Annotated in this window: 20 protein-coding genes, 1 pseudogene and 1 other annotated feature; of the genes and pseudogenes, 18 read left to right on the top strand and 3 right to left on the bottom strand. The window is 50.4% G+C overall.

Going from position 1 to position 23,127, the window contains the following annotated elements; translation table 11 throughout:
* Window positions 1-11: 11 nt before the first annotated feature.
* Window positions 12-1,007: a lipoate--protein ligase gene (gene lplA, locus AC50X8_RS00785; RefSeq protein WP_494878666.1), complete on the bottom strand. Its 996-nt coding sequence runs from the start codon at window positions 1,005-1,007 to the stop codon at window positions 12-14.
* A gap of 274 nt (window positions 1,008-1,281) precedes the next feature.
* Window positions 1,282-1,497 (top strand) — a binding site (T-box leader).
* Window positions 1,498-1,576: 79 nt separating this feature from the next.
* On the opposite strand from lplA, the gene leuS reads away from it, so the two are divergent.
* Window positions 1,577-4,015 (top strand): leucine--tRNA ligase, encoded by a 2,439-nt coding sequence (gene leuS / locus AC50X8_RS00780; RefSeq protein WP_494878123.1) that lies wholly within the window; start codon window positions 1,577-1,579, stop codon window positions 4,013-4,015.
* Between the two features lie 46 nt (window positions 4,016-4,061).
* Here the strand turns inward: leuS and comER are convergent, their stop codons facing one another.
* A complete protein-coding gene (gene comER, locus AC50X8_RS00775) occupies window positions 4,062-4,901 on the bottom strand; it encodes a late competence protein ComER (protein ID WP_056029421.1) in 840 nt (279 codons plus the stop codon).
* Window positions 4,902-5,132: 231 nt separating this feature from the next.
* Between comER and AC50X8_RS00770 the strand changes: the two genes are divergently transcribed.
* From AC50X8_RS00770 to holA, 9 genes and pseudogenes are all read left to right on the top strand, one after another.
* Window positions 5,133-5,945: a ComEA family DNA-binding protein gene (locus AC50X8_RS00770; protein ID WP_494878121.1), complete on the top strand. Its 813-nt coding sequence runs from the start codon at window positions 5,133-5,135 to the stop codon at window positions 5,943-5,945.
* 118 nt (window positions 5,946-6,063) lie between these two features.
* The gene (locus tag AC50X8_RS00765; RefSeq protein ID WP_056029414.1) at window positions 6,064-6,594 is read left to right on the top strand and encodes a deoxycytidylate deaminase; all 531 of its coding nucleotides are present in this window, start codon (window positions 6,064-6,066) and stop codon (window positions 6,592-6,594) included.
* 117 nt (window positions 6,595-6,711) lie between these two features.
* Window positions 6,712-9,423: a ComEC/Rec2 family competence protein gene (locus tag AC50X8_RS00760; protein ID WP_494878119.1), complete on the top strand. Its 2,712-nt coding sequence runs from the start codon at window positions 6,712-6,714 to the stop codon at window positions 9,421-9,423.
* A gap of 165 nt (window positions 9,424-9,588) precedes the next feature.
* Complete coding sequence (locus AC50X8_RS00755) at window positions 9,589-9,744, top strand: hypothetical protein (protein ID WP_494878117.1); 156 nt, start codon at window positions 9,589-9,591, stop codon at window positions 9,742-9,744.
* Between the two features lie 224 nt (window positions 9,745-9,968).
* Window positions 9,969-10,070, top strand: a pseudogene (locus tag AC50X8_RS00750) (pentapeptide repeat-containing protein); the annotation flags it as partial.
* A 418-nt stretch (window positions 10,071-10,488) separates the two neighbouring features.
* A complete protein-coding gene (locus AC50X8_RS00745) occupies window positions 10,489-10,863 on the top strand; it encodes a hypothetical protein (protein ID WP_494878115.1) in 375 nt (124 codons plus the stop codon).
* A 203-nt stretch (window positions 10,864-11,066) separates the two neighbouring features.
* The gene (locus tag AC50X8_RS00740; protein WP_056029404.1) at window positions 11,067-11,615 is read left to right on the top strand and encodes an RNA polymerase sigma factor; all 549 of its coding nucleotides are present in this window, start codon (window positions 11,067-11,069) and stop codon (window positions 11,613-11,615) included.
* On the top strand, window positions 11,612-12,664 hold the full coding sequence (locus tag AC50X8_RS00735) for an anti-sigma factor family protein (RefSeq protein ID WP_494878113.1): 1,053 nt from the start codon (window positions 11,612-11,614) through the stop codon (window positions 12,662-12,664). The genes AC50X8_RS00740 and AC50X8_RS00735 overlap by 4 nt, the downstream gene beginning before the upstream one ends.
* Before the next feature lie 233 nt (window positions 12,665-12,897).
* Window positions 12,898-13,935: a DNA polymerase III subunit delta gene (gene holA, locus AC50X8_RS00730; protein ID WP_494878111.1), complete on the top strand. Its 1,038-nt coding sequence runs from the start codon at window positions 12,898-12,900 to the stop codon at window positions 13,933-13,935.
* An 84-nt stretch (window positions 13,936-14,019) separates the two neighbouring features.
* On the opposite strand, the gene rpsT is transcribed toward holA, so the two are convergent.
* Window positions 14,020-14,292 carry a 30S ribosomal protein S20 gene (rpsT, locus tag AC50X8_RS00725; protein WP_056029395.1) on the bottom strand — a complete coding sequence of 91 codons (273 nt, stop codon included), beginning with the start codon at window positions 14,290-14,292 and terminating at the stop codon, window positions 14,020-14,022.
* A gap of 140 nt (window positions 14,293-14,432) precedes the next feature.
* On the opposite strand from rpsT, the gene gpr reads away from it, so the two are divergent.
* From gpr to grpE, 8 genes are all read left to right on the top strand, one after another.
* Window positions 14,433-15,476 carry a GPR endopeptidase gene (gene gpr, locus AC50X8_RS00720; protein WP_056032748.1) on the top strand — a complete coding sequence of 348 codons (1,044 nt, stop codon included), beginning with the start codon at window positions 14,433-14,435 and terminating at the stop codon, window positions 15,474-15,476.
* A 320-nt stretch (window positions 15,477-15,796) separates the two neighbouring features.
* The gene (gene spoIIP, locus AC50X8_RS00715; protein ID WP_494878109.1) at window positions 15,797-17,023 is read left to right on the top strand and encodes a stage II sporulation protein P; all 1,227 of its coding nucleotides are present in this window, start codon (window positions 15,797-15,799) and stop codon (window positions 17,021-17,023) included.
* Window positions 17,024-17,058: 35 nt separating this feature from the next.
* Window positions 17,059-17,514 (top strand): hypothetical protein, encoded by a 456-nt coding sequence (locus AC50X8_RS00710; RefSeq protein ID WP_494878107.1) that lies wholly within the window; start codon window positions 17,059-17,061, stop codon window positions 17,512-17,514.
* Between the two features lie 104 nt (window positions 17,515-17,618).
* A complete protein-coding gene (gene lepA, locus AC50X8_RS00705) occupies window positions 17,619-19,436 on the top strand; it encodes a translation elongation factor 4 (protein ID WP_056029385.1) in 1,818 nt (605 codons plus the stop codon).
* Window positions 19,437-19,551: 115 nt separating this feature from the next.
* Window positions 19,552-20,721 (top strand): radical SAM family heme chaperone HemW, encoded by a 1,170-nt coding sequence (gene hemW, locus AC50X8_RS00700; protein ID WP_494858358.1) that lies wholly within the window; start codon window positions 19,552-19,554, stop codon window positions 20,719-20,721.
* Window positions 20,722-20,853: 132 nt separating this feature from the next.
* Window positions 20,854-21,333, top strand: coding sequence for an N-acetyltransferase (locus tag AC50X8_RS00695; RefSeq protein WP_081418578.1), 480 nt, complete (start codon window positions 20,854-20,856; stop codon window positions 21,331-21,333).
* A 173-nt stretch (window positions 21,334-21,506) separates the two neighbouring features.
* Complete coding sequence (gene hrcA / locus AC50X8_RS00690; protein ID WP_056029380.1) at window positions 21,507-22,532, top strand: heat-inducible transcriptional repressor HrcA; 1,026 nt, start codon at window positions 21,507-21,509, stop codon at window positions 22,530-22,532.
* Between the two features lie 21 nt (window positions 22,533-22,553).
* Complete coding sequence (grpE, locus tag AC50X8_RS00685) at window positions 22,554-23,126, top strand: nucleotide exchange factor GrpE (RefSeq protein WP_056029377.1); 573 nt, start codon at window positions 22,554-22,556, stop codon at window positions 23,124-23,126.
* Window position 23,127 lies beyond the last annotated feature (1 nt).

Below are 23,127 nucleotides of genomic sequence, written 5' to 3'. Positions count from 1 at the left end.
GCTGTTTATTTTTATTCGAAAATCAAGCCCATTAAGTCTTCCTTCGTTACTTTGCCGAAATAATAGCTTAAATCGATCTCGCCGAGCAGCTTGCCGAGTGCAGCAGCTTCATAACGCTGACCGATGAGCTGCTTGGCAAATTCGCTGCTCTCGCCACGACCGAAGAAATCGCCATATACGGCGGCATCTGCAATAAGACCTTCCTCAACTTGCAGACGTACATCGAACGTTCCAGCTCCTTCGATCCGCTTCGTCTGGCGCATATTGAATGCTGGAGATCGGCCATAATTCCAATCCCAGCTGCGATAGCGCGTTTGTGCCAGCTCGCGGACATCCGCCCATTGCGCCTCGGACAGCTCGTAGTAAGGGATTTCTTCACTGCCTTCAAAAATGGAAGCAAGCACGCTTTGGCGGAATTCCTCAATTGTAATCGGCTCTGCCAGAAACTCGGAAATGTTGGCTACGCGGCTGCGAATCGATTTTGTCGCTTTCGACACGTATTTTTCAGGATTCGCTTTCAAAGCCGATACGACATTTTCAATTTCGGAATCAAACAGCAAGGTGCCATGACTGAACATTCTGCCGCGTCCTGAAAATTGTGCGTTGCCGGAAATTTTACGTTCGCCTACTTGAATATCGTTGCGGCCCGTAAGCTCAGCCTGAACGCCAAGCGCGGCTAGTGCTTTCACGACCGGCTCGGTAAATTTCTTGAAGTTATGGAAGGATTGGCCGTCGTCGCTCATGATGAAGCTGAAATTCAAATTCCCTTCGTCATGATATACGGCTCCGCCGCCGGACAGCCGGCGCACGACATGGATGTTGTTTTCCTCTACGTAGCGCGGGTTGATTTCTTCCAGCGTATTTTGGTTTTTGCCAATAATAATGGAAGGCTCATTAATATAAAACAGTAAATAATCGTCCTCCGGCGGCAGCGACCGTAAAATATATTCTTCCAGCGCCAAATTAAGCGCAGGGTCTGTTATATGGTTGTTGCTTACAAAACGCATCATAACGATTCCTCCGAAAATAGTAATGGGTTGCAAAAGCTTGCTGCTCCTATTATACCCCTCCTTGGGGCAAATGCCATGGATAAATGAGAGCGGCTTTTTCACCCGCAAGGAGAAAGGCGGTTCCTCGCAAAAAATGACTGACGTTCAAGCATCGTTCATCTAAGCATGCAAGAAGTGAGTGTATTGGGATAAAAAGGGAGCAACTTAGAGGCTTGTCCCTTGACATCGCGTCAAAGCTTCATTATAATCGGAACTAATTCTTAAAATGTCACATATGGCGTTGATAAGGAACAGTAGTATCGCGGGGCATGGCTTAGAGAGCCGGCGGATGGTGCAAGCCGGACCTGCAGCGATATGAATCTCACCTTGGAGCTGTGCGCGCAAGCGTACCGTAAGGCCTGCGTTAAAGGCAACAAGTGAGCACTCGGCAAAGCATGTCCGGGGGCTAACTAGGGTGGTACCACGGGAGACAGCTCTCGTCCCTAGCGATCATACGCTAGGGGCGGGAGCTTTTTTGCATGGAGCCGCTGAAATTTTGCTTTACCAAGCTTAAGGAGGAAACATTCATGAGTCAAGATCAGCAACCGCAAGGCTATAATCCGCTGATAGTAGAGCCGAAATGGCAAAAATATTGGGATGAGAACAAGACGTTCGCTACGAAGGAAGAAGCGGGCAAACCGAAATTTTATGCACTCGATATGTTCCCTTATCCATCCGGTTCAGGCCTGCACGTCGGTCATCCGGAAGGTTATACGGCAACGGATATCGTGTCGCGTTACAAGCGTCTGCGCGGCTTTAACGTCCTGCACCCGATGGGTTGGGATGCATTTGGCCTTCCTGCAGAGCAGCATGCACTGGATACAGGGCAGCATCCGCGTGAAATTACATTTAAAAATATCGACAACTTCCGCCGTCAAATCAAATCGCTCGGCTTTTCCTACGATTGGGATCGCGAGTTTAGTACGACTGACCCGGATTATTATAAATGGACGCAGTGGATTTTCATCCAGCTGTACAACAAAGGCCTTGCATATGTTGCTGAAGTTCCAGTTAACTGGTGCGAAGCGCTGGGAACTGTGCTTGCCAACGAAGAAGTCATTGACGGACTAAGCGAACGCGGAAATCATCCGGTTGTACGCAAGCCAATGCGCCAATGGGTACTGAAAATTACCGAATATGCGGAGCGCCTGCTGGAGGATCTGGAGGAGCTTGATTGGACGGAAAGCATCAAGGATATGCAGCGCAACTGGATCGGCAAGTCTACAGGCGCCGAAGTGACGTTTGCTATTGAGGGCCATGACGCGAACCTTGTCGTGTTTACGACGCGTCCGGATACTTTGTTCGGCGCCACTTATTGCGTGCTTGCGCCTGAGCATGAGCTGGTTGCCCAAATTACGACAGCGGAACAAAAGGCGGCTATTGAGGCTTACCAGCTGACAGCTTCCCGCAAGAGCGATTTGGAGCGTACTGATCTGGCGAAGGAAAAATCCGGCGTATTCACGGGTGCGTATGCGATTAACCCGGTCAATGGCGAGAAAACGCCAATCTGGATTGCCGATTATGTACTGGCAGGCTACGGTACAGGTGCGATTATGGCGGTTCCAGGCCATGATACGCGCGACTGGGAATTTGCCACACAGTTCGAATTGCCGATTGTGGAGGTCGTGCAAGGCGGAGAGATTTCCAAAGAAGCCTATACTGGCGACGGTGCCCACGTAAATTCCGATTTGCTGAACGGGCTTAATAATGAAGAAGCGATTGCGAAAATGATCAGCTTCCTTGAAGAAAAAGGCAGCGGCCATGGCAAAGTGACGTACCGTCTGCGCGATTGGCTGTTCAGCCGCCAGCGTTATTGGGGCGAGCCGATTCCGATTCTTCATCTGGAGGATGGCACAATGAAGCCAGTACCAGAGGACCAGCTTCCGCTGCTGCTGCCGGATGTTGATGCGATTAAGCCTTCGGGTACAGGGGAATCACCGCTTGCGAATGTTACGGAATGGGTCAACACGATTGATCCAGAAACGGGTATGAAGGCGCGTCGCGAGACGAATACGATGCCGCAATGGGCGGGCAGCTGCTGGTACTACCTGCGCTTTATCGATCCGAAAAACGACAAGGAAATTTGTTCGCCGGAAAAACAGCGCGAATGGCTGCCGGTTGACCTGTATATTGGCGGAGCGGAGCATGCTGTGCTTCACTTGCTGTATGCGCGCTTCTGGCATAAAGTATTGTATGATCTGGGCGTAGTTGAGACGAAGGAGCCTTTCCATAAGCTCGTGAACCAAGGGATGATTTTGGGCACGAACAATGAGAAAATGTCCAAATCCCGCGGCAACGTCATTAACCCGGATGAAATTGTATCGGAATTTGGCGGAGATACGCTGCGTTTGTATGAAATGTTCATGGGCCCGCTGGAAGCGACGAAGCCTTGGAACACGAACGGCGTAGAAGGAGCCTTCCGTTTCCTTAGCCGTGTATGGCGCTTGTTCATCGGTGACGATGGCAGCTTGAGTGCGAAAATTTCGGAAGGTGAAACGACCGAAGCGTTCAAGCGTACATGGCATCGCACCATTAAAAAAGTAACCGATGACTTTGAGCATCTGCGTTTTAACACAGCGATCAGCCAATTGATGATTTTTGTCAATGAAGCTTACAAAACCGAAGTGCTGCCGCGTGAAGCGATGGCTGACTTTGTGAAAATGCTGTCCCCGCTTGCGCCGCATATTGCGGAAGAGCTGTGGGAGAAGCTGGGCGGAACAGGGACGATTACTTACGAGTCCTGGCCGACATGGGAAGAGGCTTGGACGGTTGACCAAGAGGTTGAAATCGTCGTTCAAGTTAATGGCAAAATCATTGAGCGCCTGTCAATAGCGGCAGACACGAATGAAGCGGAAATGGAACGTCTTGCAAAGGAACTGGCTAAGGTGCAGGAGCTTATCGCAGGCAAAACCATCCGCAAGGTTGTAGCTGTAAAAGGTAAAATCGTCAACATCGTTGCCAATTAAACGTTAGCCACATGAAGAGGTGAACGGTCAGTTAGCTGAAGAACAGCTATTGACCGTTCACCTCTTCGCCGTAGAAAGAGACGGAAACTTTGGCGACATCGTCATGGAATTTGGCATGAGTTGTGCGAATAAGCCGGTTGAAAACATCATCGGTCTCATTACGAAGCAATTTGAGCGCCTGTGCTGTAATGCCTCCGGGAACGGCTACCCGGGCCTGCACATCAGCTGGGGTAAGGCCCCCTTCGGTCAAGAGCAGCCCTGTCCCGAGCAGCATGGCACTTGCCACCTTGAGCGCTTCCTCGCGGTCAATGCCCGTCTCTTCAACTGCTGCGTCGACGAACTGCTCCAGCAGACAAGAAATAAACGCCGGTCCGCAGCTGGAGAGGTCGGAGACGACACGCGTATAGGATTCATCAATTTGCAGCGGCTCGCTAATAAAGGCGAGCAGCGCTTCGAGCCGTTCCTTGTCCTCGCTCTGGATGCGGGAGCCATAAATACATAAGGAAGCGCCGCTCCATACATGATTCGTAATGCTGGGAATGACTTTCGCTACTTTGCATGGCACAACTTCCTCAAGATGTGAGAGCAGCACCGGGCTTGTAATGGAAACTAGCAGTTGCTCAGGCCTTATGATAGAGGCTATGTCGTCGATGACCTTCTTAAATTCATGCGGCTTAATGCAGAGAAAAACAATATCCTTGCCAAATGCGGCGCGAGCATTGCTCGCTTCTGCTTGAAGTCCGGCATAGCGGTCAGCGAGCGCCTGTGCTTTGGAGAAAGTGCGATTGCTGACGGAAATTTGATCGGATTCCAGCGCTCCCGAAGCGATTAATGCTTCAATGAGCAGACTGCCCATCGTTCCCGTTCCAATAAATCCAACTTTCATGCGATGACCTCCTTCGTTGTGAGGTTGTGAAATGGAAGCGGCCTTGTGGGGGCCAGATTTGAATCATTTTCTGATCTGAATTGATTTTCCGAAGTGAACAGGCTTTAAGGCGAAGTAAGCCTATTCGCAGTTTACCTGTTCTTCTACCGTATTCCTGACAACTTGGCAGTTATGTCAACGATTTTCATCTTTTTTGGAGCGGTCATTCATAGCGAAAGGTGTGGATTAAGGATGGGGCAACGAGCGAAGGAGAAGCAATATGGGAAAAGTCGAAATGCGAAGCGGACGATTATGGCGGGTTGTTTGCTGCTCGCCTGCGGGCTGCTTGGAGCTGCTATGCTTATGCCGAAGGAGCAGGCTCCGAGCGGCTGGATGACGCTAAATGCGGCGGTAGAGGCAGCATTGGATCCAGAGCAAGGCAATGAACCTGTTTCTGCTGGGGTGAAGAGCGAGGCTGGAAAGGCTAGCGGCTTAGGGAAGCAGGCGGATGGAGAAGGACAGCAGGGGAATACAGCGGCAAATGGCAGTAGTGGAAAACCGTCCTTGAACAGCGGTGGAGATGGGCAAAACGGGATCAGGAAGATGCCAGCTACTGCTGGTGGAGCAGTAGAAGGGGCTGTCTCATCTCGGTTGGATGGTGCTGGGAAGACGGTGCAAGGCGGGGCAAACGCTGATGCTGGAAGTAGCAGTGGGAATGGAAATAGAAATGTGAATGAAAATTTGACTGGATACAATACTGGGAATTCGGGGCTCCACTTGCCGGAATCTAGTGCGATTAAAGGGAGCGGTGCAACTGAAGCGGCACAGAATGAGACAGGTGATGGTGCAGCGTCATCGACGGATTCGGGCAAGCTGGATATTAACCGGGCAACTGTTCAGGAGCTCGATGGGCTGAAGGGAATCGGACCGGCGAAAGCTAAAGCGATCGTAGAAAATCGGGAGAAAAATGGGCGTTTTACATCGGTCGATGACTTGCAGCGAGTAAAAGGAATTGGTCCTAAGCTGCTGGAAGGCATGAAAGACAGCATTGTCGCCAATCCTTAAGTGTGAGAAAATAACAGGCAGCAGCCGGATTTTAAGAAAAAACGAATATATCGCGCATTTTTGACGCAGTTGTGGCTGACGATTATTTTGAACGAGCATCAAGGAGGAAGCTGAAACAATGGCAATAGTAGGGCAAGACGCCGAACGTAAAGACTGGGATACGTATTTTATGGACATCGCTTATATGGTATCGACGCGCTCACGCTGCCCAAGGCGGCATGTGGGAGCTGTTTTGGTGCAGGGTAAGAAGCTGCTTGGCACCGCATATAATGGAGCGCCAATGGGCGTTCAGGATTGCTCGGAAGCGGGCTGCATGATTGCGGAAGAGTGGGAAATTAAGCAGGAGAATGGCGAGGAGCAAATGGTTAAAAAACAGCGCTGCATTCGCACGATCCATGCGGAGCAAAATTTGCTGCTGTTTACCGATCGAGCCGACCGTGAAGGCTCAACGGTATATGTGACAGACCAGCCCTGCTGGACTTGCGCGAATATGCTTGCGAACAGCGGGATAAAAGAGGTTGTCTATCACCGCGGTTACCCGAAAGACAGCGAGAAGGTTGTGACGCTGATGGGGCACAAAGGCATCGCTTTTCGTTGTCTGGAAGGCTATGAGCCGCCGCCGCAGGCGGGAATGTCTGTAATTTCTTGATATTGCACGTTGATAGCAATTCATATATTTAGTGAGGGAGCACCTCTTATTGCATGCGGATCTGCATGTGATAAGAGGTGCTTTTTTTTGTGAATTTCATGGAAGAGGTGATTGTAAATGGATAGAAGACCGCTGCTATGGTTTGCGGTATGTTTTGTGGCAGGCTGCACAAGCGGCGCGAAGTTGAGCGGCGCAGGAGCTGCGCTGGCGGCGGGCGGTGTGGCGGTAGCCGCCCTGGCGCTGGTTTTGTCGGGGCGGCTGACGCGAAAGCTGGCTGCCGTATGTGTAGTCGGCTTCGTCCTTGCAGTTGGGGAACGAATGTGGGCGGATGACCGCAATGTGACGGGACTGCTGGACGTGCTGCGCGCCGCAGAGGCGCATGGGTCGGACGCTGCGATAGCGGTTGAAGCGTCCGGGACGATTGCGTCGGTCGTCGAGATCGACGGCGACCGGGCAAGCTTTGAGCTGGCGGTCGAAGCCGCCAGCGTAGCGGGCTTTGGCTCGCCGCGCCAGCTCGGCGGCGAGCGGATGCTTGTGCAGCTGCGGCTCGAGGAGCAACCGCAGCAGGAGGTCGCCGCTGCCTGGCGGCGCGGCGACGTCGTTGACGTTAAGGGCCAGCTGGCGCAGCCCGCTGGTCCGGCTAATCGCGGCGGCTTCGACTACCGCCGCTACTTGAGCAGCCAGAAAATCCACTGGCTGCTTCAAGCTACGGGCACGGGCGCGATCGACATCGCGCCTGGCCCGCCATGGACCGCGGCCGCGCTGCTCGGCCGCGTCGACACCGTGCGCGCCTGGCTCGCCGCACGGCTTTCGAGCATGTACCCGGGCATGCAGGCCGGCTACATGCAAGGTCTTGTCCTCGGGATCACGGATGACCTTGATCCCTCCCTCATGCAGCAATTCGCTCGTCTTGGCTTAACGCATATACTCGCCATATCGGGCCTGCACGTCGCGGTATTCCTCTACGGGCTTGGCCTGATTTTACGGCTTTGCCGCATGACGCGAGAGCGCCTGCTGCTGACGCTCGTTTTTGCCGTGCCCTTCTATGTGCTGCTCAGCGGCGCTTCGCCTTCGGTTGTACGGGCCGGAGTGATGAGCATGCTTGGCCTGCTGGCAGCGCGCATGCACAAGCTAAAGGATGGCCTGCATATATTAGCGGCCGCAGCCGTCATTATGCTGGCGTTAAATCCTTTTTATCTGGAAAATGTCAGCTTCCAGCTTTCGTTTATCGTAACGCTAGGTCTTATTCTTGGCGTCCCTCCAGTAAGGCGCGCCATGCCTCACTGGAAACGGGGCAAAGCGCTGCTCGATTTGATCGCCGTCAGCGTCGTGGCACAGGCCGTCTCGTTTCCGGTTTCCATTTATTATTTCAACCAATTCCATTTGCTGTCGCTCCCGGCGAATTTGCTGCTCGTGCCATTTATCAGCTTTATAATTATGCCGCTAGGCGGAGCCGCGCTTTTTATTCACATGGCTTGGCCAACAGGCGGCAAACTGCTCGCATGGGTGAGCGTCTACGCCAATGACTGGACATTTTGGCTCGTGGACTGGCTCGCAACAGCAGATATATTTCGCACGATTTGGGCGACTCCACCGCTATGGTGGATCGCGGCTTGGTATGGCGCTCTAGCGCTGCTATTTCGCTTACTTCCAGTGCGCGAGTTATCAGACGCCCGTGAGCAGGGGCCAGAATCAGAGCATAGCAACCTTGCAGCTGGCCACGAAAACGGCGAGCTCGAGACGCAGCCGCTCTACGAGCTTTCAGCTATACATCGAAAGGGCAGCATTACTGCTCCCAGCAAGTTTTCTGGTGGCTTTGCCGATTTTTCGTATGCATCAGCTGCAAAGGCGCTTCTTTTCCATGGAAGCTTTTTTTCCGCCGTGCTTATCGTGCTAGCACTGTTATTTTTCGCCTATCATCCGGATTTATTTGATCATGACAGCCGCGTTCATGTGCTTGATATCGGACAAGGGGACGCTATTTATGTCAGAACGCCGGAAGGGAAGCATCTGTTGATCGACGGAGGGGGAACGGTTTCTTTCCGCAAGGCCGGCGAGGAGTGGAGAGCGCGCAAGGACCCTTTTGAGGTAGGCAAAAAGGTTATCGCCCCGCTGCTAATGAAGCGCGGAGTGCATCAGCTTGATTTGCTCATCGTCAGCCATTTGGACAGCGATCATATTAGGGGGCTTAAAGCGGTTATGGATTCGATCCCTGTCAAAGGACTGTTATGGAACGGCAGTGTGAAGCATTCACCAGATGCGGAGGAGTTGCTGGCCTATGCGGTGCAGCATGAGATTCCGATGTACCGGGCTGAGGCGGGGCAGGAGTGGGAAATGGGCAAGAACACAAGTCTGAACGTTTTATGGCCCCCTGCTGTTAACCAAACGGAAGGAAGCAGCGTTTCCAACATGGAAATCAAGGAGCTCGAGGAGCAGAATGAAGCGAGTGTTGTCCTTTATTTGACGATGAAGAATTATACTTTTCTGCTGACAGGAGACATCGGATTTGATACGGAGGAGCGTTTGCTGGCCCTTATGGATGAAAATCCAGCTTTTTATGCAGCTTGCTGCGCCAATGTTGATGTGCTTAAAGTAGCGCATCATGGAAGCCGTTATTCGACTGCTGCCAATTGGCTGGAGCGCTGGCAGCCGCTGAGTGCGGCGATTTCCGCAGGTGCGACAAACAGCTACGGCCATCCTCATGGCGATGTGCTGGGACGCTTGAAGGCAGCCGGAACCGAAGTGCGCCGAACAGATCAGGATGGTGAAATTGAATATCGGGCGGCATCGGGAAGGCTTCAGGCCAGAACGATGAACAAGGGAAATTGATTTTCAATGATATTAAACGCAATCACAAAAAGGAGAATTTTGAATAAAAGTGCATGTAGTATAGGCAGGTATGCAACCGTATTTGAGCTGCATTCGAATCCAGATCCAGATCAAATATAATGTCACAAGTATTCCCATTATTACTGGAAATGTCACCGCTTATGAATGTGGACCTACGTACCGAAAGGCAGCTGGGTGGTCAGCGTTCCAGTGGCTTATTCCCTGTACAAAGCAAGACTAGGCGGACACAGAAGCAGCTATTTCAACAAAATCAAGGGTATGGCACAAGTGGCGGACTCAAAAGCCGCTAATGTGCTGTAAATGGCCATTTTGCTGCGATAAAGTGGGCAATAACGGATTTCCTGTCCGCTTAAGGTCAGAAATCGGTTCAAAACCCAAAATAGCGGAACCTCAGTCCGCCAAAAAGGAGCGTGCGCCCCGAACCGCGGATTCTCAAAAGCTGTGTTTTCAGCCACAATGATCTAAGCTACAGTGATCTAAGCGCAGTGATCTAAGCACAGTGATCTAAGCGCAGTGATCTAAGCTATAGTGATCTCAGCTACAGTGATCTAAGCTATAGTGATCTAAGCTATAGTGATCTCAGCTATAGTGATCTAAGCTACAGTGATCTAAGCGCAGTGATCTAAGCGCAGTGATCTAAGCGCAGTGATCTAAGCGCAGTGATCTAAGCCGCAGTGATCTGAGCACAGTGATCTAAGCTATAGTAATCTAAGCTACAGTGTTCTCAACCACCATGATCTCAGCAACAATCGCAGCAAGAGGTTCCCCAGCCTTGAATCGACAGGCGAGATTTGACTTGAAAAACGCTAACCAAGGAGCAGCGAGCCTGCTCCTACATGCACAACCAAAAATAGCAGCATGTCTTTGCAGCTTTCTGCGTATCTTTAGCGCATGAATCAAGCTATACTATACATTTCCTTCATATATATATTTAGTTAAAGAAAAGCAAAGTAGATTGGATCGCGATGTAGGCTTCTTTGAAATGATCCTGTAAAATGAGCATAAGTAGCGGCAGGAGATTAATGGCAAGGAAGTGTGAAGCTGATGATAAAAATAAACAGAGCCGGTAAATATGCCATTGATATCCGATTTGATATAGATGGTGCAAGTGAGCTTTACGAAGCTTTCCTCCTAACGCTTGCAGGGGAGGAAGCGGTGATTGCTTTAAGTGAAGCCGCGCAAATTAACAGTAAAAAAGTGAAGGAGTTTGGTCTTGCACAGGTTGACGACGAAGAAAGTCTCCATTACGCCCAATCGGCTTTAATGCTGAAGCTCGATAGTGACAGCATCGAAAACATTTTGGACAAGCTCAAGGCATGCGTGGGCGGAGAGGATTTTTTCCCGGCTGAATGCTGCGAAGTGCGCTTTGGCAAAATGAATATTAACTTTTATGCGTTTCTGGAGAGGGCAGTTGATTAAAAGAGCAAGGCTGGCTAGTTCCATGCAGTCATGAACTTGCTATATACGCTGCTTGCTTTTTTTGATATTCTTGAGTGTGGAGTACGCTTCTTTAAATCGGAATATGGGCCGTGTGGCTAAAATAAAAAATGAATTTGTACGAAGGTTTGCAACATTTTACGTAACCTGCTCGTCAGAGAGGTTGCAAGAGAGGGGGATCCTTCGTGGTGGAGCCTGGCCTTATTAGAGCCGCTCAGTCGGGAGATCGCGATGCATTGATTACTCTATTGCGAGAGATTGAAACACATGTTTATCGGACAGCCTACTATATAGTAAACAACGAGCAGGATGCAATGGATGCGGCACAGGAGGCACTCATTCGCATTTATACCAAAATCGGCTCCTACGAAGAAAAAGCCCAATTTAAAACATGGATTCAACGCATTGTAACGAATATCTGCATTGACAAGTTTAGAAGAAACAAGCCGACAGTATCTATTGATGAGCACGATATGGTGTTTCACGAGAAGCAAAATGTAGAGGATGAGGTTTTGTCCGCTTACGCAGCTCAAGACATCCGTAACGCTATTGATAAGCTACCCGATCATCACCGTGCTGTTGTCGTGCTTCGATACTTGCAGGATTTTTCCTACAATGAAATAGCTGAGTCTCTGGATTTGCCCCTAAACACAGTTAAATCCTATTTATTCAGAGCCAGACAGCAGCTTCAAACGTTACTACATGATTATCAGAAAGGTGGTGTCCGGGGATGAACTGTCAAGAGGTGATGGAATATATGCAAAGGGAGCTTGACGGCGACCTTGATGAATACGAGAAAGCAACCATGACAAAACATTTCAAGCAATGTCCGGACTGCGCAGCAATGTTTGAGCGGCTGAAAAATTTGTCTGCGGAATTGGAAAATCTGCCTCATGTAACGCCAAGCTACAGCCTTGTGGATGCTATTATGCCTCAATTGGAGCAGCTATCATTCGAAGCGGCTGGCTCAGTTGTGGCGCAGCAAGAGCAGGAGCCAGCAATGCCTAAGCGGAGGAAAACGCCGGATCGCGGTGCTTCATCAAAGCTTCGGCAGCTCACAGGCGTCGTTGCGGCGTGCCTCGTAGCTGGCACATTTATCATTTCCTATAACGCAGGCTGGTTTAATGGGTCGCAATCAAACAATGACATGAGCCGGACGGAAGCAAGCGCTACTGCTGCTGACAGCCCGATGGCCAATTACGACACGTCGGAGCTCAGGCAATTTGTGGCTACTGATCCACAAACTTCGGGTGAAGTGAAATCAGAATCGCTTGATACGGGCATGAGTCTTAAGACGAATGTAACTGATCGAAGTGGCGATGGATCAAATCAAGATGGCGGAAGCGCTAACGGGAATAACAACAGCGAATCTGGAACTTCTGATTTTGGTTCGGCTTCGGGTCTTACTGCTCCGGATTATTCCAAAGATGCAAAGTCTGACGCGGGTACAGACACTAACATTTCTCAAGCTCCTGCAGAGGAGGATGGCAAACCATTGGAAAGCCTTTCAGGCGAATCAGAGAAAGCATCTCTGGCAACCGTTCCCTTGGTTTCTGCTGACGGCGTTTATTCGGCGGAGGTTGTTGGCTATGCCATTAAGATTTATGAGGCAGGCGAGCATAAGCTGCTGCTGGAAACGGCGCGCAAAAACGGCCAAATCGCTAATTTGAGCTGGTCGGAGGATAATAAAATTTTAAATTATGAAATTCATCTGGAGTCGGGCGGCATTGAAAAATATGCGGTTGACCTGAATACGCTCAAAGATAACAAAGCAGCGCATTAATTTTAGTTGAATGACTACAGGTGTATGCACACTTTCCGCTCTAACTGCGTATGGTAAAGAGTGGAGAGAAGATGCGACGTGTTAGCCTTGATCGTCGTATGACCATCAGCAGAAGGAGAAGCCATGGATCTTTCTGCTGATGTTTATATAGATGTTCAGGGACAAAGGGATGAAGCCGAAACGGGCTCATCCCTTTGTTGCCGTTCACAGGAGAAGGTAGGGAGGAATAGCCTTTGGATGGGAAAGAAGCTTTGAAGGAAATCAAGGGCAAGCGATTTCGCCCTGTGTACGTCGTATTTGGCAAGGACCGTTACCGGATTCAGCAGTTTGCCGATACGCTTGCGGACGCGATGTTTACTACTGACGAGCGGGAACTGGGCATCGTCAAATTCGATACAGCGGAAAGTGTGCTTGATGAGGCTGTGCTTGAAGCGGAGACGCTGCCCTTCTTCGTTGAGCGCAAGCTAGTCATCGTCAGAGACGCCGTCGTCTTTGCAGCTGGCGGAAAAGAAGGAGGCAAGCTGGACCATCGCACTGACCGCTTGCAGCAATATATAGAGAATCCTTCTGAAACAACGGTCATTTTGTTTCTGATAAATGCGGAGAAGCTGGATGAACGGCGCAAGCTCGTCAAGCAGCTGAAGGATCGCAATGCGCTCATAGCTTTTCAAGAGCTGGATACATCCGAATTGAAGGGCTGGGCGATCCGCCGGGCTGCGGAGCAGAAACGCACACTGGATACGGAGGCGGCTGAGCTGCTTCTGTCACGGGTTGGAGCTCATATGCAGCAGCTGGCACTGGAAGTGGACAAGCTCTGTCTGCACGCTGGTGTTGGCGGTCAGATTGGACGCAAGGAAGTGGAGCTGCTTACGGTGTCGACTGTGGAAGAGGATGTATTCGCATTGGTTGATGCGATTGCGGAATTGCAGGTGGACAGGTCGCTTCGATTGTATCGACAATTGCTGATCAGACGCGAGGAGCCGATAAAAATCGCGGCATTGATTGCACGGCAGCTGCGTATTATGCTGCAAATTAAAGAGCTGGAGCAGCATCGTTATTCGCCGCAGCAAATGGCTGGGCAGCTCGGGCTCCATCCCTATGCGGTTAAGCTGGCTGCCGAGAAGTGCCGGAAGTTTTCAACGTCGCGGCTGGGGGCGCTGCTGTCCTCTATTGCTGATCTGGATTACAAGATGAAGACAGGGCAAATGGATAAAAACTTTGGCCTTGAGCTTTATTTATTATCGCTTGGCGCCCCGAAGCGGATGGCGTAAAGGCCATCCGCCACATCATATACATACAAAAAAGCTGTCGGCCGGATAACCGGAAGACAGCTTTTTTGTATGTTCAAGGACGGTTTAAGCTTGCGCCGAAAGAGCGTTAAGCTTTTTAGCAAGACGAGATTTTTTGCGGGCAGCCGCATTTTTATGAATCAGGCCTTTAGTAACCGCCTTGTCCAATTTTTTCGTCGCAGCGATTAGAGCTGTTTTAGCAACAGCTACATCAGTGCCGGCGATAGCTTGGTCAGCAGATTTAACAGCCGTACGAAGCGCGGATTTTTGGGAAGCGTTCAAAGCGCGGCGTTTTTCGCTCGTTTTGACGCGTTTAATTGCGGATTTAATGTTTGGCATCGAGTTTCACCTCCTACGAAATATGCACAGGCAATCTTTAGCATACGCTATAATTCTGGATAACACAACTTAAAATATATTATCACGCGTATACCCAAAAAGCAATAGCACGCATGAAAACCAAATGCTTGCGAACACTAATGGCAGAAAGCATTTATTTTTTCAAGGAAGAAGGGTATGCGGTGGGACAACTTGATTTGCAAGCTTACAACGTTCGAACAGATTTGGCGCTGGAAGCAAAAGAAATGGCCGAGCAGTCGGGCGGCGTCATTCCAGGCATCCACTCCGAGCGTCAAGACGAGGATGGCATCGTCATTACAAGCCTTCATGTCCAAAATGAGCAAGGAGCTGCGGCGATTGGCAAAATGCAGGGCCATTACGTCACGCTGGAGGTTCCGGGACTGCGTACGCAAGATACGGAGCTTCAGAATCGGGTGGCGACGATGTTCGCCAAGCATTTTGAGACCTTTCTTGAACGCATCGGTGTTGGCAAGACGGCACGTGTACTCATAGTCGGGCTTGGCAACTGGAATGTGACGCCGGATGCGCTGGGGCCGATAGTTGTAGAGAACGTAATGGTGACCCGTCATTTTTTTGAGCTGATGCCGGATCAGGTTGCCCCTGGCTATCGCGCGGTCAGCGCTATTGCCCCTGGCGTGCTAGGCATTACTGGTATTGAGTCCAGCGACATTATTCAAGGCATTGCCGAGCGGACGAAGCCCGATGTCATTATCGCCATCGATGCTCTTGCTTCCAAGGCGGTAGAACGGGTGAATACGACGATTCAAATTGCCGATACCGGCATTCATCCCGGCTCTGGCATCGGTAATAAGCGCAAAGGGTTGACTAAGGAGATTTTAGGGATTCCAGTAATTGCCATAGGGGTGCCGACCGTCGTGTATGCATCTACCATTGTGAATAATACGCTGGAGCTGATGCGCCAGCACATTGAAACGAACAAGGGCGACAGCAATCAGGTATTTGGCATCATGAACCAGCTGGAGGAGCAGGAGCGGCTGCAGCTCGTCAAAGAGGTGCTTCACCCGCTCGGCCATGATTTGCTCGTCACGCCGAAGGAGATTGACCAATTCATCGAGGACATCGCCAATATTATTGCAAGCGGGCTCAACGCTTCGCTGCATGATGCGGTTGATACGGATAATGTAGCCGCCTATACCCATTAACAGCAAACCGCCATACGATGCCTTTCAACACACGGGCATTGTATGGCGGTTTTTTAAAATATAAACAATTATAAGTTTCCCCCTTCTAATCGGCTTATCTTTACCCTCGAAACGGTAGCTTTGCTGCCAGAGGACGGCGACAGCCGTTTACGTCTGTGCAGCTTCTTCATAGACTGTCTAAAAGCATGCCCCTCTTACTCTAAATCTAGCAGCCCATTATATTAAAAATGAGGGTGCGGTCGGTTCTACTAACGCCAACTCGTTCATAGATTAATAGCAGCAGGACAGCTCTAGCACAGAACCGGGAGGTAAGCGAAACGATGAAACGTAAAATCATGCTGCTCGATTTGGCGTATGGAAGCCGGAAAATTCGGCAATTGTTGGTCACAGGAAGAACATTCGCTGTTCTTTCTTTATGTTCGATGATTTTTTTCGTCATTATAGGCATTGCGGCAGTTGCCCATCATCAAGCGTCGGCTGCGCCGGTGTCTTCGATGAAAGGTTTTGCAGCGGCTGTATCGAGCGGTTTGTTCGGGGATATGCTGGAAATGGAGTTGCCCGCCTTTGAGGGCAGCAATCAGGCGGACGAGCTGTCTGTGCCGCAGGTGAGCGCTTTTCTAGTCAGACTGATGACGGACATTAATCCTACACAGCCAAAAAGCCTGCTGGCAGCGGGCATTCCCGGCATGAGTGCCGGAGATTCCTTTCTCATTCGCAAAGGCAGTGGAACAGATACCGCCGTTGGGCCTGAGGATAATGAGCCGATTCCTTCGCATGCCGAAGAAGGGGCGACTGGTGAACAGCCGAATGTGGAGCCGCAGCCATCGCTTCCGCCAAGCACTGTGGAGCCGGGGGACAAGCCTGGACAAAGCGGCAGCGGCAATACGAAGCCTTCGACAGGGGAAGCTAAGATCGCATTTATCTATCATTCACATAATCGGGAATCATGGTATCCAGAACTGAAGGATGGCGCCAAGGACCCGAATTCCAGCACAACGAATATTACGCTGGTCGGCAAGCGGCTTGCGGAGCAGCTGGAGCAGCGCGGGGTTGGCGCCATGCATTCAGAAACCGATTATCCGACCGCCATGAAAAATTACAAATGGGAGCTGTCCTATAAATATTCCATGAAGACGGTTAAAGAGGCGCTGGCGAGCAGCAAAGATTTGAAGTTTTTATTCGATCTGCATCGCGATTCGCAGAAGCGCAAATATACGACGACCGAGATTAAGGGCAAAAGCTACGCGCAGGTTTATTTTATCATCGGCCATAAAAATCCGAACTGGAAGGAAAACGAAGCGTTTGCAACTAAAATTCATGAAGCGCTGGAGAAGCAGTATCCCGGCATTTCAAGAGGGATATGGGGCAAAACAGCCGCCACAGGCAACGGGGAATACAATCAATCGCTCGCCGCAGGCAGCGTGCTGATCGAGGTTGGCGGTGTAGACAATACGCTGGTAGAGTCGTATCGCACCGCGGATGTGCTGGCTAAAGTGATTGCCGATATTTACTGGCAGGATGAGAAGGTTACAGCTCCACAAAGCTGAATAGCGAATCGAGAGCGGAAAGGACGGGGTGCAGGATGAGAAAGCGGCGTGATGCGTTTAAATGGGCGATCATTGGCGGGGTGCTTGTTTTTGTTATATTGTATGGCATTGAAATGTCCTCCTCGGGCATTGAACGGATTTATGGGCCGATTGAGGAGACGGGGGCTTCCTCTGTCATTCCGGTAGATGCGATCATTAGGCAAGGCGCAGAAGAAGGCGGCAGCGGAACCATTGTACCAGAAGATCAGTCGATCGCCGGCATGTCGGATGTCGCTTCGCGCAAAATATCCGAGCTTGAGAAGGAGCTGGCCGAGGTGCGGAAGCTTGCTGAGCAAAACGCGCTGTATGGCGATAGGCTGCCGGGCATGCCTTATGAAAATCAAGAGCCTTCGGTCAATAAGCTGGCTGATGGCACAGCAGGCTTGCTGCAATCTTTTTCGACCGGAAGCATGGAGTTTATTGTGGATTTGTTTGAAAAGGTGACGAATTAACGAAGGCGCTCTTTCGGAATTTCGGCAACCGCATTGCTGGCGCACTCCATTGCTGATATAATGGAAAGAATGATTAGCAATAATGGATGGTGTGGGGGTTAGGCATGGCTGACGTACGTGACCGACAAAAGAAAATTAGAAACTTCTCGATTATCGCGCATATTGACCACGGGAAGTCTACGCTTGCGGATCGCATTTTGGAATACACTGGAGCTCTCACTTCGCGAGAAATGCAAGCTCAGGTGCTGGACCAAATGGATTTGGAGCGGGAGCGCGGCATTACAATTAAGCTGCAGGCTGTTCGTCTGACCTATAAGGCGGATGACGGTGTGGAATATTTGCTCAATTTGATTGATACGCCTGGACACGTCGATTTTACATATGAAGTTTCCCGCAGCCTTGCTGCTTGCGAAGGCGCGCTGCTCGTTGTAGACGCTGCGCAAGGGATTGAGGCACAGACGCTTGCCAATGTTTATTTGGCACTCGACAACAACCTCGAAATTCTTCCAGTCATCAATAAAATCGACTTGCCAAGCGCAGAGCCAGATCGCGTCAAGCAGGAAATTGAAGATGTTATTGGGCTGGATGCGAGCGAGGCGGTTCATGCATCGGCGAAGGCAGGCATTGGCATTAAGGAGATTTTGGAGCAGGTCGTTGCCAAGGTTCCAGCTCCTACAGGTGATCCTGATCAGCCTCTTAAGGCGCTGATTTTCGACTCTCACTATGATGCGTACAAAGGCGTTATCGTTTACGTCCGGGTTATTGACGGCAGCATCAAGGCGGGCAAGAAAATCCGCTTTATGGCGACTGGTGCTGAGTTTGAGGTTATTGAGGTTGGCGCGTTCATGCCGCGTATGGGCATCGTGGACGAGCTGGCAGTCGGTGATGTAGGCTTCGTCGTTGCTGGTATCAAAAATGTAAAAGACACGCGTGTCGGCGATACCGTAACCGAAGCGAAGCGTCCGGCACCGGAAGCACTTCCGGGCTACCGCCGAATTAATCCAATGGTATTCTGCGGATTATATCCGATTGAAACACAGGATTACAACGATTTGCGCGAAGCGCTAGAGAAGCTGGAGCTGAATGATGCTTCGCTGCGCTACGAGCCGGAAACGTCGACAGCGCTAGGCTTTGGCTTCCGCTGCGGCTTCTTGGGCCTCCTGCACATGGAGATTATTCAGGAGCGTATTGAGCGCGAGTTCAATATTCCGCTTATTACGACGGCGCCAAGCGTTATTTACCAAGTAACGCTGACGGATGGAACGGTCATGAGCATCGACAATCCGTCCAACCTGCCAGAGCAGGGCAAGCTTGATTTTATCGAGGAGCCTTATGTCAAAGCTGGCATTATCGTACCGAATGATTATGTTGGCGCGATTATGGAGCTATGCCAGAACAAGCGCGGCGAGTTCGTTAACATGGAATATTTGGATACGAACCGCGTCACCATTACGTATGAAATCCCGCTTTCGGAAATAGTATATGATTTCTTCGACCAGTTGAAATCAAGCACGAAAGGATATGCTTCGTTCGACTATGAAGTGTCCGGCTACCGCAAGTCCAACCTTGTGAAGATGGATATTATGCTGAATGGCGAGCAGGTCGATGCCTTGTCCGTCATCGTTCACCGCGATAGAGCGTTTTTCCGCGGCCGGATTATTTGCCAGAAGATGAAGGAGCTTATCCCTCGTCAAATGTTTGAGGTTCCAATTCAGGCCTCGCTGGGTACCAAGGTTATTGCCCGTGAAACCGTTAAGGCGATGCGTAAAAACGTACTTGCCAAATGTTACGGAGGCGACATTAGCCGGAAGCGCAAGCTGCTTGAGAAGCAAAAAGAGGGCAAGAAGCGCATGAAGCAGGTCGGCAGCGTTGAGGTGCCGCAGGAAGCGTTCATGGCTGTGCTCAAGATCGACGAAAGCTAGAGGGAGAAGGAGAGCCGGGGGCTCTCCTTTTTATCATGAGAGAGGCAAGAAGTCGTCCGCACTTTGACGGACTGGCACTTGAAGAGAGCTTGCCACAGGAAAGCAGGTGTACAGCATGACGATTCATCACGCGCCGCGAGCGCTGTATATTCATATCCCTTTTTGTACGAATAAGTGCCATTACTGCGATTTTACGTCCTATGTGCTGAAAGGCCAGCCTGTAGACGATTATTTGGATGCGCTGGAGCGCGAAATGGAGCGGACAATCAGCGTGCTGCCGCCTGAGCAAATCGATACGGTATTCGTAGGCGGAGGTACGCCGACGGTGCTTACACCGCCGCAGATGGAGCGATTTCTCGCTGCTGTCCGCAAGCATTTTCCACTTTCACCAGATGTCGAGTTTTCTATGGAAGCCAATCCAGGTACGACGGATGCTGACAAGCTGGCGGCGATGTATGCCGGTGGGGTGAACCGGATCAGCTTTGGCGTGCAATCGTTTAATAACACGCTGCTGGAGCGTATTGGACGTATTCACAATGTCGAGGACGTATATCGCAGCTTGGACAATGCTAGAGCAGCAGGCTTTACGAATTTGTCGATCGATCTGATGTTTGGCCTGCCTGGACAGACGGTTGAGCTGCTGGCTGACAGTGTGCAGAAGGCACTTGCGCTGGAGCTGCCGCATTACTCGCTGTACAGCCTTAAAGTGGAGGAGAATACGTTATTCCACAAGCTGTATGAGCGCAATGAACTGCCTTTGCCGACAGAGGATGAGGATTTGAATATGTATTTGCTGCTGATTGAGCAGCTTAAGGCTGGCGGCTACCAGCACTATGAAATAAGCAATTTTGCCCGTCCGGGCTTTGAGAGCAAGCATAATTCAACGTACTGGCGCAACGAGCCTTATTACGGACTTGGAGCCGGTGCCCATGGGTACGCAAATCGCGAGCGCCATGTTAATATCAAGGGGGTACAGCCTTATATTGACGCTACGCTTGCCCGCCTGCCGCGCCTTGATACGGAGACGATATCCGAGCTTGAGGCGATGGAGGACTTTATGATGGTCGGCCTGCGTCTGCTGGATGGCATTCGCACTGCTGATTTTACCCGCCAATTTGACGGCAAGACGCTCGAAAGCTATTTTGGCCCGATTATTGCTAAGCATTTGAATGACGGGTTGATGGAGCGTCTGGAGGATGAACGCGGGTCGGGTTATCGGCTGACGGATAAAGGCGTATTGCTCGGCAATGAAGTATTTGGATCGTTTATTGGTTTGGAAGTTTAGCCAGATAGGCGATTATGAAAATTCATATTAATATTTTTTAAAATTGCCTATTGAGAAAACATGCGCGATGATGTATATTTATTCAATGATAGGTATATGGTGATGAAACAAGCACCGGATGGGGGGAGCAGCATGAAACTAATGGACAGCTTGCAGGCAGTATGCAGAAAAGCAACCAAAGATGATGTTGACGTATTGTTTGATTTAATTCAAGGCTATGCAGAGAAAGGGATCATGCTGCCCCGTACCCGGTATATGCTTGAGTATTCGATAAATTCCTTTATAGTAGCGGAAGTAGGCGACCAGGTTGTCGGCTGCGGCTCGCTGACGAAGCTAGGCGATAATTTGGTAGAGATCCGGTCACTTGGCATGTCGGATGGCTACAAGGGTCTCGGCATTGGCAGTAAGCTCGTTGACGGCTTGCTTGCTGCGGCGAAGGAACAGGGCATTACGAAGGTCATGGCGCTGACTTACGAGGTTGCTTTTTTTCTGCGGAATGGGTTTACGGTCGTGGATAAAGAAATTTTTCCGGAAAAGGTATGGACCGATTGCGTCAACTGTCCGAAGCAGAACGCTTGCGATGAAATCGCCGTGCTGAAAGTGCTGGAGTAGAGGTTTTTCCGAGCCGCTGCAAGTCATTATAGTGAATATTGTAAAAATAGGCTAACTAAAAATGCCAAACTCACTTGACAATGCTCAAGCGGGTTTGGTATTTTTGTATTAACGATTAGCACTCAATCAAGACGAGTGCTAATGACAGAGCCGATGACTTGGAGGGAATGCGCATGTTGACGGATAGGCAGCGAATGATTTTAACAGCTATCGTAGATGATTATATCCGCTCGGCTGAGCCGGTCGGTTCACGCAGTATTTCTAAGCGCGGCGATGTTGGCTTCAGCCCAGCTACCATTCGTAATGAAATGGCGGATTTGGAGGAGCTTGGATTTCTGGAGCAGCCGCATACGTCGGCAGGCCGGATTCCTTCTACTAAAGGCTATCGCTATTACGTTGATCATCTGATGAGGATGGAAGAGTTGAACGATGCGGATATGACGAAGGTTCGTTCTTTTTTCACCGAGCAGATGAGCCAGATGGAGCAGGTTATTCAGCATGCAGCATCGATTTTGTCCAGCCTGACGAACTACACGTCGATTTTGCTGGGCCCGGAGCTGTTTAATACATCGCTGAAGCATTTCAGCCTTGTGCCGCTGGATGAACGTTCTGCGGTTGCCATCATTGTTACTAATACGGGGCGCGTCGAGAATCGCACCATTACGCTGCCGTCTGAGGTGAAGATGGAGGAACTGGAGAAGGTCGTCCATATTTTGAATACGAAGCTTGTCGGCATTCCGTTAGTCCGCTTGAAATCAAAGCTTTATCTGGAGGTCGGCCAGGAGCTGGAACGTTACGTCGATCATTGCGAGGAAGTGCTGGGCGTGCTGGATCAGGCGCTGCAGCCTGATAATGATCATCGCCTGTTTCTAAGTGGAACGACGAACATGCTGACGCAGCCGGAATTCAAAGATGTTGACAAGGTAAAAACGATTTTGGATTTGCTGGAAGAAACGCCAGCCGTGATGAAAATGTTTTCCTCCTTGCCTTCAGGCATACAAGTGCGCATTGGGACGGAAAATGATAATCTGGCGATTGCCAGCTGCAGCTTGATTACCGCTTCTTATTCGGTTGACGGGCAGCCGCTTGGCACAATCGGCATTCTGGGTCCCACGCGGATGGAATATGGCAAGGTGATGAGTCTGGTTGATATGATATCTAAAGATATGGCTGCATTTTTGGCCCGTTGGTATAAATGATAAGGGAATGCCAATCGGCATTTGAAGGAGGTGAATAGGGTGAGTAAAGAGCAACAAAATGATGTGGTTGAGGAGCTAGTGGCAGACGAGACTGTTGAATCGCAAGAAACGGCTGAAGCTGGGCAAAATGAAGCTGAGGTAGTTGATGCGCGTTATGCAGAGCTTGAGAAGCAGCTTGAAGAGAGCCAGCAGCGCTACCTTCGTACACAAGCGGACTTTGACAATTTCCGTCGTCGTTCCATTAAGGAAAGAGAAGAGCTGGCGCGTTATGCGTCGATGAAGCTCGTTACTGAGCTGCTGCCGGTTGTCGATAACTTCGATCGGGCTACAGCTGCAGCTTCCGTTAATGGTGATGTAGAGGCGCTTGCGAAAGGCGTGGACATGATTTTCCGCCAATTGATGCAAACGCTGGAACAGGAAGGTCTCGCAGCGATGAATGTCGTTGGAGAAGCTTTTAACCCTGACTTCCATCAGGCGATTATGACGGTGGAATCCGATGAATATGAAGAAGGAATTATTGTGGAGGAAGTTCAAAAAGGCTACATGCTGAAGGAGAAGGTTCTCCGTCCGGCAATGGTTAAAGTGAGCGGCTAAC

This window comes from Paenibacillus sp. JT22N15 (assembly GCF_059383755.1).
This window is presented reverse-complemented; position numbering and strand designations above follow the sequence as displayed.

Bases quoted from the DNA above. Each gene is read 5' to 3' on its own strand.
- AC50X8_RS00745 (WP_494878115.1), top strand. From the start codon at position 10,489: ATGATAAAAATAAACAGAGCCGGTAAATATGCCATTGATATCCGATTT.
- AC50X8_RS00755 (WP_494878117.1), top strand. From the start codon at position 9,589: ATGTGGACCTACGTACCGAAAGGCAGCTGGGTGGTCAGCGTTCCAGTG.
- comER (WP_056029421.1), bottom strand. From the start codon at position 4,901: ATGAAAGTTGGATTTATTGGAACGGGAACGATGGGCAGTCTGCTCATT.
- AC50X8_RS00760 (WP_494878119.1), top strand. From the start codon at position 6,712: ATGGATAGAAGACCGCTGCTATGGTTTGCGGTATGTTTTGTGGCAGGC.
- hrcA (WP_056029380.1), top strand. From the start codon at position 21,507: ATGTTGACGGATAGGCAGCGAATGATTTTAACAGCTATCGTAGATGAT.
- leuS (WP_494878123.1), top strand. From the start codon at position 1,577: ATGAGTCAAGATCAGCAACCGCAAGGCTATAATCCGCTGATAGTAGAG.
- gpr (WP_056032748.1), top strand. From the start codon at position 14,433: ATGGCAGAAAGCATTTATTTTTTCAAGGAAGAAGGGTATGCGGTGGGA.
- rpsT (WP_056029395.1), bottom strand. From the start codon at position 14,292: ATGCCAAACATTAAATCCGCAATTAAACGCGTCAAAACGAGCGAAAAA.
- AC50X8_RS00735 (WP_494878113.1), top strand. From the start codon at position 11,612: ATGAACTGTCAAGAGGTGATGGAATATATGCAAAGGGAGCTTGACGGC.
- lepA (WP_056029385.1), top strand. From the start codon at position 17,619: ATGGCTGACGTACGTGACCGACAAAAGAAAATTAGAAACTTCTCGATT.
- AC50X8_RS00695 (WP_081418578.1), top strand. From the start codon at position 20,854: ATGAAACTAATGGACAGCTTGCAGGCAGTATGCAGAAAAGCAACCAAA.
- spoIIP (WP_494878109.1), top strand. From the start codon at position 15,797: ATGAAACGTAAAATCATGCTGCTCGATTTGGCGTATGGAAGCCGGAAA.
- AC50X8_RS00765 (WP_056029414.1), top strand. From the start codon at position 6,064: ATGGCAATAGTAGGGCAAGACGCCGAACGTAAAGACTGGGATACGTAT.
- lplA (WP_494878666.1), bottom strand. From the start codon at position 1,007: ATGCGTTTTGTAAGCAACAACCATATAACAGACCCTGCGCTTAATTTG.
- hemW (WP_494858358.1), top strand. From the start codon at position 19,552: ATGACGATTCATCACGCGCCGCGAGCGCTGTATATTCATATCCCTTTT.
- AC50X8_RS00710 (WP_494878107.1), top strand. From the start codon at position 17,059: ATGAGAAAGCGGCGTGATGCGTTTAAATGGGCGATCATTGGCGGGGTG.
- AC50X8_RS00770 (WP_494878121.1), top strand. From the start codon at position 5,133: ATGGGGCAACGAGCGAAGGAGAAGCAATATGGGAAAAGTCGAAATGCG.